Origin of the sequence: Aeromonas sp. DNP9 (genome assembly GCF_001728955.1) — a bacterium.
In the GTDB taxonomy this organism is placed as follows: domain Bacteria; phylum Pseudomonadota; class Gammaproteobacteria; order Enterobacterales; family Aeromonadaceae; genus Aeromonas; species Aeromonas veronii.
This window is the reverse complement of record NZ_LYSQ01000049.1, coordinates 1-12,599: the sequence shown is the minus strand read 5'-3', so window position 1 is coordinate 12,599 and position 12,599 is coordinate 1. Positions and strand designations below refer to the sequence as shown.

Annotated in this window: 12 protein-coding genes; 1 reads left to right on the top strand and 11 read right to left on the bottom strand. The window is 57.6% G+C overall.

Features of this window, described 5'->3' with window-relative positions; all coding sequences use genetic code 11:
* Positions 1-109 precede the first annotated feature (109 nt).
* Positions 110-2,707, top strand: a complete 2,598-nt coding sequence (locus tag A9G06_RS20885; protein ID WP_083243858.1) for an FG-GAP-like repeat-containing protein — start codon at positions 110-112, stop codon at positions 2,705-2,707.
* An 82-nt stretch (positions 2,708-2,789) separates the two neighbouring features.
* Here A9G06_RS20885 and hemB read toward each other — a convergent pair whose 3' ends face one another.
* The 11 genes from hemB to codB all read right to left on the bottom strand — a co-directional run bounded on the left by hemB (position 2,790) and on the right by codB (position 12,349).
* Positions 2,790-3,806, bottom strand: coding sequence for a porphobilinogen synthase (gene hemB / locus A9G06_RS20880; RefSeq protein ID WP_069556504.1), 1,017 nt, complete (start codon positions 3,804-3,806; stop codon positions 2,790-2,792).
* Between the two features lie 3 nt (positions 3,807-3,809).
* A complete protein-coding gene (locus A9G06_RS20875) occupies positions 3,810-4,595 on the bottom strand; it encodes a TatD family hydrolase (protein WP_069556503.1) in 786 nt (261 codons plus the stop codon).
* A 188-nt stretch (positions 4,596-4,783) separates the two neighbouring features.
* Positions 4,784-5,539: a twin-arginine translocase subunit TatC gene (gene tatC / locus A9G06_RS20870; RefSeq protein WP_005342401.1), complete on the bottom strand. Its 756-nt coding sequence runs from the start codon at positions 5,537-5,539 to the stop codon at positions 4,784-4,786.
* Entirely contained in the window at positions 5,536-6,000 is a 465-nt protein-coding gene (gene tatB, locus A9G06_RS20865; protein ID WP_069556502.1) for a Sec-independent protein translocase protein TatB, read from the bottom strand. Before tatB ends, tatC begins: the two co-directional genes overlap by 4 nt.
* A gap of 3 nt (positions 6,001-6,003) precedes the next feature.
* On the bottom strand, positions 6,004-6,255 hold the full coding sequence (gene tatA, locus A9G06_RS20860; RefSeq protein ID WP_005339385.1) for a Sec-independent protein translocase subunit TatA: 252 nt from the start codon (positions 6,253-6,255) through the stop codon (positions 6,004-6,006).
* Positions 6,256-6,297: 42 nt separating this feature from the next.
* A complete protein-coding gene (gene ubiB, locus A9G06_RS20855) occupies positions 6,298-7,938 on the bottom strand; it encodes a ubiquinone biosynthesis regulatory protein kinase UbiB (RefSeq protein WP_005339383.1) in 1,641 nt (546 codons plus the stop codon).
* Positions 7,938-8,546 carry an SCP2 sterol-binding domain-containing protein gene (locus tag A9G06_RS20850; RefSeq protein WP_069556501.1) on the bottom strand — a complete coding sequence of 203 codons (609 nt, stop codon included), beginning with the start codon at positions 8,544-8,546 and terminating at the stop codon, positions 7,938-7,940. Before A9G06_RS20850 ends, ubiB begins: the two co-directional genes overlap by 1 nt.
* Before the next feature lie 8 nt (positions 8,547-8,554).
* Positions 8,555-9,307, bottom strand: a complete 753-nt coding sequence (gene ubiE / locus A9G06_RS20845; protein WP_005342396.1) for a bifunctional demethylmenaquinone methyltransferase/2-methoxy-6-polyprenyl-1,4-benzoquinol methylase UbiE — start codon at positions 9,305-9,307, stop codon at positions 8,555-8,557.
* Positions 9,308-9,372: 65 nt separating this feature from the next.
* The gene (gene crcB, locus A9G06_RS20840) at positions 9,373-9,750 is read right to left on the bottom strand and encodes a fluoride efflux transporter CrcB (protein ID WP_005339378.1); all 378 of its coding nucleotides are present in this window, start codon (positions 9,748-9,750) and stop codon (positions 9,373-9,375) included.
* 95 nt (positions 9,751-9,845) lie between these two features.
* Positions 9,846-11,111: a cytosine deaminase gene (locus A9G06_RS20835; RefSeq protein WP_069556500.1), complete on the bottom strand. Its 1,266-nt coding sequence runs from the start codon at positions 11,109-11,111 to the stop codon at positions 9,846-9,848.
* Positions 11,105-12,349 (bottom strand): cytosine permease, encoded by a 1,245-nt coding sequence (gene codB, locus A9G06_RS20830; protein WP_069556499.1) that lies wholly within the window; start codon positions 12,347-12,349, stop codon positions 11,105-11,107. The genes A9G06_RS20835 and codB overlap by 7 nt, the downstream gene beginning before the upstream one ends.
* Positions 12,350-12,599: the final 250 nt, after the last annotated feature.

Genomic DNA, 12,599 nt, shown 5'->3' with positions numbered 1-12,599 from the left:
AACGCCTGTATTCATCACACGTAGCGATCAACCTAAAAGAATGACCTGATTTAAATCAGGCAAAAAACAACCACTCCCATCAGGACATATTTCGACAAGGATATATCGGATGAACAGAATGAAATTGCTGGGTTTACTCAGTTGCTTGCCACATATAAGTATCGCGCAACCACTACTGACAGAAATTCCTAATGCAGCACCTCACATCTGGGAAAAAGAGAATCACTATACTGTCATCAATAATCAGCCAGCGATGACTGGCGATATTCTTTTAAATGTATATGACATCGAAAAAGATCCGCTTTTCATTAAGAGCTACGTTCGGCAAACCCAGTCAGGTCATGGTCAGATAGAACAGCGCGAAGATGGGATTTTTGTATATACCCCTGACAGTAGCGGTTATGTTGGCAAAGACAGTTTCACCGTCGAAATCTCGGATGGCATCAACAGCGTGACCAGCACGGTGACGCTGGATGTGGTATCAGGCAATAGCATGACAGTGCCAACCCAGTTCAATCTGGTCGACCGGCTACCTCTCGGCAAAGCCATGCGTACTGCCGTTGCCAGTACCGATGTTGATGGCGATGGGGCCAAGGATCTGGTGGTCAGCAGAGCCGATCGCACTGGCCAGATCAAGTGGTACCGCTTTGACAACAATGAACAGACCTGGCAAGAGGCTGGCTTGCTGCTCAACACCGGCAATATCAACCATACCGCGATACGCTTCTATGACATCAACCGGGATGGTATTGATGATCTGCTGACCCTCAATTTTGACAATAACAAGCAGGGGGTGCATGTCTATTATGGTGCCCGCAACAACAATACCCATCAGCTGGAATATCTGGAGAAACCCGTCAGAGTCGTTGACTTGTCAGGAACACCCTTCATTCCTGAAAACATCAGCGCATCTCACCCCAACTTCTCGCTGATCGATTATGACCAGAATGGCAGTGTCGATTTCATCATCAACAACAATCAGGTATACACCGACCAGCTGGTATATTTGAATGCGGCAGCACCAGGCCAACTCCCAATCCTCTCAGGGGAAAATAAGGCCGTTCTTTATAATACGACCGGCTACCACTCCTCTACCTACTATTTTGACAGTCAGGATATCGCGACCGGCAGAATTGCAAGTTGCAACTGGTGCAAGATTGATTACAGCAAGGAGGGCTACAAATCAGCGATCCCCTTGCTTGATGAGCATGGCCAGAATCTGGATCTGCACAAAGCAACCAATGGTCCGGTGTTTGAAAGTCTGGATCTGAATGGTGATGGTGTATATGACTTGGTTCTGGGGGGCGCAAGCAATACCGAGCTGCAGATCTCTTATGGCAAGACTCTCGATATCGATGCCGCAATAACGACTATCAGCAATGAGCTGGCCAATGCCGAACCTGACTTTGTCAGTGTCATCAATCCGCTCTCCAACCAATTTGCCATGCACGGCAAAATCAGCAATCAACTGCAGCGTGACACGCTCTATCAGGCGATTGCAGATATGGTCACTGCTACGCCAGACCTGGCCATGGACAAGCCGCAACGCTATAACTTCGCCAGCTATTCATCCCAGTTGGTGATTATTCTCGATCACTTGAAACCCAAGACCAAAGCCAGTCGCACCCAGATTGCCGAGTTGTTCAAACTGGACGGAGTCAAAAAGGAGATTTTCGTTAAATACGGGCTGCTGGTAGGTGATAACCAAAAAGCCAGTCAGGGTCAGCTGGTCGCGATGCTGGAATTCTTTGACAATCACCCGATGGGGCTGATGTTCCCCGATACGCTGGTATCGCTGGATCGCTTCTTCAAAGATGGCAGTGATGCCTTCGTTCATCGCTACACCTCCAGCAAGAATACCTTTGGTGTCGGCATTTCTGGTCGCTCCCGCGAGTGGCGAGCCGACCTGCAAAAACCGATCGTGGCACAACTGGGAGCAGGTGCAGACTACGGCAACTACTTTACCTTCGTGCTGGCCCATGAGGTCACCCACTCTCTGAACCAATATATCAGTCGACCCGAGTACAATCAGGGTAAATATGATTACGTGAGACGCTGGAACCAGATGCTGTCACTGGCATCTGACTGCTCACCGGATATCAAGGACTGTAATGACATGTCCTTTATGCGGGGTGACATCGAGTGGTTTATGGGAGCACGTCAGGAGACACTGGCAACTCAGGCAAACCAGCACTGGGCTAACTCAGAAGCACGCATAGTAGGTGCGATTGACCGCTGGCATCGCAATGGTGAGGCGGGGGTCTTCAACATGACGGCCAACATCACCGAAGTGCTGACTTTCCTCGATTTTCTGTCGGTCGGCAAAAACAAGATCCCCATGTTCCACACCTCCTACAACAAGGAAAACGACAAGGTCGATTTTGGTGTTGAGTACGCGCTGCTGACACGCAACGAGCAGGGCTACATCGACAGCGTGCGGATGACCAAGAGCGGCAACTACTACAAGTTTGTGGTGAATGAGCTGGGTGTCGTCACCGAGATCGTCGATACCAGCCTGCCGGAGCATGACTTCATCTTCCCGGACGGCCTTGGCCAATACCGGGACGGCACCAGAGTGCTGTTTGATGGTTTGGGGGTCTATCAGTGCTTTGGCCCCTGGGCCGCACACTGCAACAATCAGGCCTATGCCCCTGGCGTAGCCGTTGATCCCAACTGGATTAACCAGCAATGGCAAGCTGTTGAATAACCAGCCGCCATACCCTTGGTAACAAAAATGCCCTTTGCATCAGCAAAGGGCATTTTATTGGTCATGACAAAACCGCGGTCAGTTATCTGGCATCTTCTTTCAACCACTGCGCCACGCGCTTGGCGAAGTAGGTGAGGATGCCATCGGCCCCGGCCCGCTTGAAGCAAAGCAGAGACTCCATGATGGTCTCCTTCTCTTTCAGCCAGCCGTTCTGGATCGCCGCCATGTGCATGGCGTACTCGCCGCTGACCTGATAGGCGAAAGTCGGCACGCCGAACTGATCCTTCACCTGACGAACCACGTCCAGATAGGGCATGCCCGGCTTGACCATCACGCTGTCAGCCCCTTCCTGAATATCCAGCGCCACTTCGTGCAGGGCTTCGTTGCTGTTGGCCGGATCCATCTGGTAGGTGGCTTTGTTGCTCTTGCCGAGGTTGCCGGCAGAGCCGACCGCATCGCGGAACGGGCCGTAGTAGCAGGAGGCGTACTTGGCGGAGTAGGCCATGATCTGGGTGTTGATGAAGCCGTTCTCTTCCAGCGCCGCGCGGATGGCGCCGATGCGACCATCCATCATGTCGGACGGCGCCACGATATCGACCCCGGCCTCGGCGTGAGAGAGCGCCTGCTTGATCAGGATCTCGGTGGTGATGTCGTTCAGCACATAGCCTTCGTCATCGATGATGCCATCCTGACCGTGGGTGGTGAATGGATCGAGCGCCACATCGGTGATGACCCCCAGCTCCGGGAAGCGGGCCTTGAGGGCACGCACGGTGCGCTGGGCCAATCCGTTCGGGTTGTAGGCCTCTTCCGCCATCAGGCTCTTGCTCTCCAGCGGGGTGACCGGGAACAGGGCAATGGCAGGTACGCCCAGCTCCACCAGTTCAGCGGCTTCCTCCAGCAGCAGATCGATGGAGAGACGTTCCACCCCCGGCATGGAGGGAACGGCTTCCCGACGGTTCTCCCCCTCCAGCACGAACATCGGATAGATGAGATCGTTGACGGTCAGTACGTTCTCGCGCACCAGACGACGGCTGAAATCATGTTTGCGCAGACGGCGCAGGCGGCGGCCCGGAAAGGCGCCCGGAAGAGTTGTAGCCATGAATCACTCCTGGAGAGGAAGTTGGAAGAACGCGGCGGAGGTGGCCCGGGTATGGGCCAGCAAGGCCTCGGGCGCTTCACCACGACAGGCCGCCACCACCTGGGCGATGTGCGGCAAAAAAGCAGGTTCGTTGCGTTTCGGGCGCGGTTTCAGATCCCGCGGCACCAGATAGGGGGCATCGGTCTCGATCATCAGCCGACCGGCCGGAATACGGGCCACCTGCTCGCGCAGCAGCTGGCCGCGGCGTTCGTCGCAGAGCCAGCCGGTCACCCCGATATGCAGCCCCAGCGCCAGACACTCGTCCAGCTCCTCGTCGGAACCGGTGAAGCAGTGCAGCACGGCTCCCGGTAGTCTGGGCAACCAGGGACGGAGGATCTCGATAAAACGGGCGTGGGCATCGCGACAGTGGAGAAACACCGGCATCCCGAGCTCGGCAGCCAGTGCCAGCTGGGCGTCGAATACCGCATCCTGCACCGGACGGGGGGAAAAATCGCGGTTGTAGTCGAGGCCACACTCGCCGATAGCCACCACCTGCGGCAAGGCTGCCAGCTCGCGCAGGGCGGGCAGGGTCGCCTCATCGACACTCTTGGCATCGTGAGGATGGACCCCGGCGGTGGAGAAGCAGTAACCCGGCCAGCGGGCGGCCAACCCGGCGCTCTCGCGGCTGCCGTCCAGATCGGTACCGGTGAGGATCAGCGCTTCCACTCCAGCGTCACGGGCGCGGGCCACCAGCTCAGGCTGTTCACCGGCGAACTGGCTGCTGGTCAGATTTAAACCGATATCGATCATGGAATTAGACGTTCCGAACAAAAGGAATACATATCAGGTATTTGAAAACCATCTACCGAATGGGGTCTTACCATACGCCTCGAACGGGAGCATGAAAAGAGGAAGGGAGCCTCAGCTCCCCTCGTTCTGCTATTCCTGCGGACTTCGTCATCCTCTCGCCGTCCGGCAAACAGGTGACGAACAGAGCCTCAGCTCTCCACATCCGGTTGTTCCTGTTGCTCTTCATCCTCTTTCTTCACGTAGAAGCGGGCGAAGAACAGACCTATCTCCCACAGCGCCCACATAGGAATGGCGAGCAGGGTCTGGGAGAAGACATCAGGCGGCGTGAGCAGCATGCCGACCACAAACACCCCAACAACGACGTAGGGACGTTTCTCCTTCAGGTTTTGCGGTGTGGTCACGCCGGTCCAGCAGAGCAGTATGGTCGCCACCGGAATTTCGAACGCCACCCCGAACGCGAAGAACAGGGTCAGTACGAAGTCCAGATAGCTGGCGATGTCGGTCGCCACCGTCACCCCGGCGGGGGCGGTACTGGTGAAGAAACCGAACACCAGCGGGAACACCACGTAGTAGGCGAACGCCATGCCCGCATAAAACAGCAGGGCACTGGAGACCACCAGCGGCATGATCAGGCGCCGTTCGTGCTGGTACAGACCGGGAGCGATAAAGGCCCAGGCCTGATAGAGCAGATAGGGGATCGCCACGAAGAAGGAGACCACCAGGGTCAGCTTGATCGGTGTCAGGAAGGGGGTCGCCACATCCGTCGCTATCATGCTGGTCCCTTCCGGCAGCTGGCTGAGCAGCGGCTGGGCCACGAAGTCGTAGATGTTGTTGGAGAAGTAGATCAGCGCCAGAAACACCACGAGGATGGCGGTAATGGAGCGCAGCAAGCGGGTTCTCAGCTCAACCAGATGGCTGATCAGGGGTTGTTCGGCCTGACTCATGGCTTCACCTCCCCTTTTACTGCGGAGTCGCTGACCGGCACCGGCTCGCTCTCCCGCTGGCTGTTAACCGGCGGCACGTCGTGGCTCAGCTGCACTGCAGGTTCCATCGGCGTGGCAGGCTCAGCCTGGGCGACCGGCTCGGGGCGCGGCGGACGGATCTCGTTCTCCACCTGATAGGGGCGATTGACCGACTGGGCCGCCGCCTTGAGCTGTTCGATGGACTCCTGCAGCTCTGGGCTCAGATTGCTCATCTGCAACTGCTCCGCCTTCTTGAGGTCGTTATGCAGCTCTTGCAACTTGAGCTCCTGCTCCAGCTCGGACTTGACCGAGTTCGCGGTCGAACGAATGAGGCGGATCCAGTGGGTAGCCGTGCGGATGGCAACCGGCAGCCGCTCGGGCCCCAGTACCACCAGTGCTACCACACCGATAACGACCAGCTCCCAAAAACCGATATCGAACATGGCTTAGGCCTGGTCTTTGTCTTTCTGCTTGGCGGTCTCACTGCTCTGAGTGGCCGCTTCGTTCAGCTGTTTCGGGGGAAACTCAGCATCTTTCTGCTCGGCCTTGGCATCAGCCGGCTCGTCGGAGAGGGCTTTCTTGAACCCTTTGACCGCCGCGCCCAGATCACCGCCAATGCCGCGCAGTTTCTTGGTACCGAACAGCAGCACGACGATGACTGCGATGATCAACAATTGCCAAATACTGATACCACCCATGATTTTCTCTCCAGAACAGGCGCCTGACGGCGCGGTTGTTGATTAATGGGAACGGGTTCGCAACCAGCCGACCAGCCAGCAGAGGGCTGCACCGGCGAGACTGGCTTGTCCCCACTCAATGTGTTGTTTTTGGGTCAGCAAGAATACACCCGCCAATAGCAGGCTGGCTCCAACCCCTAAGAGGTAGCGGGCCTGCCCCTGCCGACGGCTGTGACGGCGGAACTCGGCAAACATCTGGTCGAAATGACGCTGCTGATGACGGGTCTGACGCAGGGTCTCATAGACCAGCTCCGGCAGCTCCGGCAGCTTCTCGGCCCAGAATGGCGCCTTCTCCTTGATGGCGTTCAATACCGACTTTGGCCCCACCTGTTCGTGCATCCAGTTCTCGAGGAACGGCTTGGCGGTCTGCCACAAATCGAGCTGCGGGTAGAGCTGACGCCCCAACCCTTCCACATAGAGCAGGGTCTTTTGCAGCAGCACCAGCTGCGGCTGCACCGTCATATGGAAGCGACGTGCGGTGTTGAACAGGTTGAGCAGCACGTGACCGAACGAAATTTCGGAGAGCGGCTTCTCGAAGATGGGCTCCAGCACGGTGCGGATGGCGAACTCGAACTCGTCCACCTTGGTGTCTGCCGGTACCCAGCCCGACTCCACGTGCAGCTCCGCCACCCTGCGATAGTCACGGTTGAAGAAGGCGAGGAAATTCTCCGCCAGATAGCGTTTGTCTTCCCGATTGAGGGTACCGACGATGCCGCAGTCGATGCCGATCCAGAGCGGGTTTTCCGGATGTTCGTAAGAGACGAAGATGTTGCCCGGGTGCATGTCGGCATGGAAGAAGCTGTCGCGGAACACCTGGGTGAAGAAGACCTCCACCCCGCGCTCGGCCAGCAGCTTCATATTGGTGCCGTTGGCTTCCAGCGCTGGAATGTCGGAGACCGGAATACCGTAGATGCGCTCCATCACCAGCACCTGCTCGCGGCAGAGGTCGGTAATGATTTCAGGCACATAGAGCGCCTCGGAGCCGGTGAAGTTGCGGCGCAGCTGGATGGCGTTGGCCGCTTCGCGCATCAGGTTGAGCTCGTCGAGGATGGTCTTGCGATACTCCTCCACCACCTCGATGGGGCGCAGTCGCGCGCTCTGGGGCACGAAGCGGGCCACCAGACGGGCCAGCGCCTGCATCAGTCGCAGGTCGGCCTCGATGACTGGCTCGATGTCGGGACGGATCACCTTGATGACGATCTCGCGGCCACTCTCCTTCAGGCGGGCGGTATGCACCTGTGCGATTGAGGCCGACGCCAGCGGCGTCTCGTCAAAGTCGTCAAACAGGGTTTCGATGGGACAACCCAGGCTCAGCTCGATCTGCTGGCGCGCCGCCTGACCACAGAAGGGGGGCACCCTGTCCTGCAGCAGGGCCAGCTCCTCGGCGATATCCGGCGGCAACAGGTCGCGGCGGGTCGAGAGCATCTGGCCAAACTTAATGAAGATGGGGCCAAGGGCCTCGAAGGCAAGGCGGATGCGGGCACCGCGGCTGAGATCCGGTTGCTTGTTCTTGAGCCAGAACAGGGAGCGACGGGCCAGACGACCCGGCCAGGGTTGATAGCGGGCGGGCACCAGTTCGTCGATGCCCTGCTCCAGCAGGATGGTGATGATGCGATAGAGGCGTTTGAACTCCTTCGGGGTCATCAGGTCACCTGCTGTTCAAAGCGGGCCAGCCGCAGTTCGACGGCCTTGAGCTGCTGGGCCAGCACCTCGACGTCATCGTTGAAACTCGCCACTTCCAGCGGGCCGGGGGTTAGGCGGGCCTCTTCGGTCAGATATTCCGCCAGCTGGCTGCGGGTGCGGCACAGCTCGCGGCCGACCAGACGACGCGCCTGACGGGCACCGCTGAACAGGGTGTGGGCCAGCACGTCGCCGGTATAGCGCGACAGCTCCTCTTCCCAGTCGATATACAGCTCACCCAATAGCACGCTGAATGCCTGTACCAGCTGGGGATCACCGCTCAGATCCAGTTTCTCCTCGCGGATATAACGGGTCAGGGCGGACGGGTCTTTCAGCAGACCGAGGGCGGTCAGCGAGAGGCTAAGCACCGCATCGGCCTCCCCTTCATGCTGGGCCAGCACATCCAGCCTACGCTCGGAGAAGACGAACCAGAGCGGCTTGAGTTCACGCAGCTCCAGCTTGAGCACCTTGCCCACCAGTTTGCGCAGCCGCTCCGGGCTCTGTTTGTCCAGCGCCAGCAACTGGTTGAGGCTGGTTTCGATCACCGCGGTGACCATGGCATCCATCGGCATAGGCAACCTTAAAACTTGTAACCGCGGTGCAGGGCGACCACACCCTGAGTCAGATTGAAGTACTCCACCTGCTCGAAACCGACATTTTCCATCATGCCAGCCAGGGTCTGTTGATCCGGGTGCATGCGGATGGACTCTGCCAGATATTTGTAGCTTTCACTGTCGTTCGCGACGATTTCGCCCATTTTCGGCAGCAGTTTGAAGGAGTAGAGGTCATAGAGCTTGGCGATCACTTCGCTGACCGGCTTGGAGAACTCCAGCACCAACAGACGGCCACCCGGCTTGAGCACCCGGAACATGGAGGCGAGCGCCTTGTCCTTGTCGGTGACGTTGCGCAGGCCGAAGCCGATGGTAATCACGTCGAAGTGGTTATCCGGGAAGGGGAGCGCCTCGGCATTGGCCTGCACGTAGGAAACGTTGTTGGCGACCCCCAGATTGCGCAGCTTGTCGCGGCCCACTTTCAGCATGGAATCGTTGATATCCGCCAGCACCACCTGACCGGTCTCGCCGACGATGCGGGAGAACTTGGCGGTCAAGTCACCGGTACCACCGGCCAGATCCAGCACCTTCTGACCCTTGCGCACACCGGAACAATCGATGGTGAAGCGCTTCCACAGGCGGTGGATGCCGAACGACATCAGATCGTTCATCAGATCATACTTGGCTGCCACCGAATGGAAGACACCTGCTACCAGAGTTTCCTTCTCGGTCGCGGCCACGGTTTTAAAGCCAAAATGCGTTGTCGTTGCTTGTTCTGACATCCCTTAAACACCCATAGAGCAAAGAATGGCCGCCAGTTTACCAGAGCCACTGGCGTCCGGACACCTTAAACCCGGCTCGCAACCAACTGCATGCCCAGCACCACCATGGCCAGACAGAGGAAGAGATTGAGACCGATATTGAGCAGCGCTTTCAGATAGGCCCCATGTTGAGCCAGCACCACCGTATCGAGGGCAAAGGAAGAGAACGTAGTCAGGGCACCGAGGATCCCCACCATCAGCAGCGGCTTCATCGGGTGTTCTACCACATGACCATGACTGATGAGGGCGAATGCCACCCCCATGATGAAAGAGCCCACCACGTTGACCACCAGAGTCCCGTAAGGAAAGTGGCGCCCCAGCAGCAAGGCCATCAGTTCGGCAATTCCAAAACGAAGGCAGGCGCCGATGGCGCCCCCTGCAGCAACATAGAACCAGGTTTGCATGGTGTCACTCCCTCAGGGTCAGGTCGCCATTATGTCGCAATGGCGGCCCTTGTGCCCAGAGGCGGAACTAATCGTCATCCAGCCTGATTGAAATCTCAGCGGCGAAAATCTATGGGCTCTGGCTCACCCAGCACGATCTCGGTCTGGGCCGGGCGGGTCTGGGCAATCACCTTGCCGTGGCGGATCGAGTAACGCACCGGCACCTGACGGCGCACCGCATCGAAGCCGTTGTCGGCAGGCAGGATCAACAGGTTGGCCGGTTTGCCCACCTCGATACCATAGCGATCCTGCACATTCAGGGTGCGGGCGCTGTGGCTGCTGATCAGCTTCAGACCGTCGTTGATCTGCTCGTAACCCATGATCTGGCAGACATGCAGCCCCATGTGCAGCACCTGCAACATGTTGGAGGTGCCCATGGGGTACCAGGGATCGAACACGTCATCGTGACCGAAGCAGACGTTGATGTTCGCCTCCAGCATCTCCTTCACCCGGGTAATGCCGCGACGTTTGGGATAGGTATCGAACCGTCCCTGCAGGTGAATGTTCACCAGCGGATTGGCCACGAAGTTGATGTCCGCCATCTTGAGCAGACGGAACAGGCGGGAAGTATAAGCGCCGTTGTAGGAGTGCATGGCGGTGGTGTGACTGGCGGTGACGCGATGACCGATACCCCGCTCGTAGGCCAGGGTCGCCAGCGTCTCGATAAAACGAGACTGCTCGTCATCGATCTCGTCGCAGTGCACATCGACCAGAACCTGATACTTATCGGCAAGATCGAAGATGTAGTGCAGACTTTCGACCCCATATTCCCGGGTAAACTCGAAGTGGGGGATCGCGCCAATCACGTCAGCTCCCAGCTTGAGCGCCTCCTCCAGCAGTGCCTTGCCGTTGGGGTAGGAGAGAATCCCCTCCTGCGGGAAGGCGACAATTTGCAGCTCGACCCACTCTTTCATCTCCTCCCGCACCTCCAGCATAGCCTTGAGCGCCACCAGATTGGGATCGGAGACATCGACGTGAGTACGCACAAACTGGATGCCGTTGGCGATCTGCCACTTCAGCGTCTGGATGGCACGCTGTTTCACATCCTCATGGGTCAGCAGCGCCTTGCGTTCGGCCCAGCGCTCGATCCCCTCGAACAGGGTGCCGGAGAGATTCCAGCTCGGCTCGCCCGCCGTCTGGGTGGTATCGAGGTGAATGTGGGGTTCGATAAAGGGGGCGATAGCCAGACCACCCTCCCCGTCCAGCACCCGACCGGCAACGGCATGTTCGTCATGGGGTTCGATGGCGGTGATGACCCCATCCTGACAACGGATCTGCCACAACCCTTCCCGATCGGCCAAACGAATATGTTGCATCAGCATTTGTTAGCTTCCTGTACCAGAACCGGTCGCTGGGTGAGGCGAACCAGAATGAAATAGGTGAAGGCGGCGCCCAATACCGCGTTGAGTGGCACTATGCCCGGCAGCCACTTGCCGACAGCCACCCCGACTGCCGTTGCGACCAGCGCCTGCCAGCGCACCGTCTCGAACTGCTGATCGGCAAATTGACGGTAACGCTCACGATTGAGCAGGAAATCCATGATGATAATGCCACCGATCGGCGGAATTGCCGTACTCAAAAAGGCCAGCCAGCCGACAAAGTTGTTGTAAAGCCAGAGGGCGCAAGCCGTACCGATGAGGCCGTTGATCACGCTGAGCGGCTTGCTCTTGAGACCGGTAATGTTGGCAAAACCGAGGCCGGAGGCGTAGAGAGCGTTGTCGTTGGTAGTCCAGATATTGAGGCCCAGCACCAGAATGGCGGGGATCAACAGCCCCTGCATCAGCATCACTTCCGAGATATCGGCCTGCCCGGTCACCGCCGCGCCAGCTGCACCGAAGACGAACATTAGCGTGTTGCCCAAAAAAAACGCCACCATGGTAATCATGACGGCGCCCCAGGGTTTGCGACCAAAGCGGACAAAGTCGGCGGTCAGGGTTCCTGCACTGATGAAGGAACCGACCACCATGGTCAACGCCGTGGTGAACTCAATGGGATTGCTTGGTTGTACCTGCTGCAGTGCAGCCATGCCACCGGTCGAGGTCACCGCCAGCCAGACCGAGTAGCCACCGAGCAGGGCGATAGCCGGTACGGCCACAAAGCTCAACACCATCAAAGCTGAGATGCCGAAATAGACGGTTACCGTCATCAAAATACCCGAAATGGCGATGAGCCAGTTCACATCAATACCGGTCGCCTTCTGCACCGGTAGGGCAAACATCGCCACGCCCACGCCAAACCAGCCGACCTGAGTACCGCCCAGCAGCAGGGATGGCAGCCAGGAACCTTTCACCCCAAACGAGTAACGAGCCAGCAGATGGGTAGAGAGACCGGTTGAGGCACCGATATAACCGAGACAGGCTGTGTAGATACCCAGCAGCAAGTTGCCGAGCAGTACCGCCTTGATGAAGTCATCAAACACCAGCCCGGTGCCCAGCGCACCACCGGTCCACATACTGGCAGAGAAGAAGGTCAGTCCGAGCATCACCAGCATCAGCGAAAGCACACCTTTGCGCCCTTTGGCGGGAACCGCCCCCAAACAGTATTCATTATCCTGCGCCATGCTCTCTCTCCACGTAATAGGCAAAACGCGCCGGATTTTACATGTAAAACGTTTCACGTCAATCAATCATGGTTAAATATATGGATAAAACCATCAATAGCAGTCGAATGAGTAACACATTGGGACTCGAATCAGCAGATAAACAGTGTCGGCTAAAAACAGAGGGGTTGCTGAAATAGGGCATGTAAGGGGATATCAAAAAATGACAGACGCAAAAAAGCCTCCCTTTTCAGGGAGGCTTTCTATTTAA

Coding starts and splice junctions, on each gene's coding strand:
- A9G06_RS20885 (WP_083243858.1), top strand. CDS start 110: ATGAACAGAATGAAATTGCTGGGTTTACTCAGTTGCTTGCCACATATA.
- hemB (WP_069556504.1), bottom strand. CDS start 3,806: ATGGCTACAACTCTTCCGGGCGCCTTTCCGGGCCGCCGCCTGCGCCGT.
- A9G06_RS20875 (WP_069556503.1), bottom strand. CDS start 4,595: ATGATCGATATCGGTTTAAATCTGACCAGCAGCCAGTTCGCCGGTGAA.
- tatC (WP_005342401.1), bottom strand. CDS start 5,539: ATGAGTCAGGCCGAACAACCCCTGATCAGCCATCTGGTTGAGCTGAGA.
- tatB (WP_069556502.1), bottom strand. CDS start 6,000: ATGTTCGATATCGGTTTTTGGGAGCTGGTCGTTATCGGTGTGGTAGCA.
- tatA (WP_005339385.1), bottom strand. CDS start 6,255: ATGGGTGGTATCAGTATTTGGCAATTGTTGATCATCGCAGTCATCGTC.
- ubiB (WP_005339383.1), bottom strand. CDS start 7,938: ATGACCCCGAAGGAGTTCAAACGCCTCTATCGCATCATCACCATCCTG.
- A9G06_RS20850 (WP_069556501.1), bottom strand. CDS start 8,546: ATGCCGATGGATGCCATGGTCACCGCGGTGATCGAAACCAGCCTCAAC.
- ubiE (WP_005342396.1), bottom strand. CDS start 9,307: ATGTCAGAACAAGCAACGACAACGCATTTTGGCTTTAAAACCGTGGCC.
- crcB (WP_005339378.1), bottom strand. CDS start 9,750: ATGCAAACCTGGTTCTATGTTGCTGCAGGGGGCGCCATCGGCGCCTGC.
- A9G06_RS20835 (WP_069556500.1), bottom strand. CDS start 11,111: ATGCTGATGCAACATATTCGTTTGGCCGATCGGGAAGGGTTGTGGCAG.
- codB (WP_069556499.1), bottom strand. CDS start 12,349: ATGGCGCAGGATAATGAATACTGTTTGGGGGCGGTTCCCGCCAAAGGG.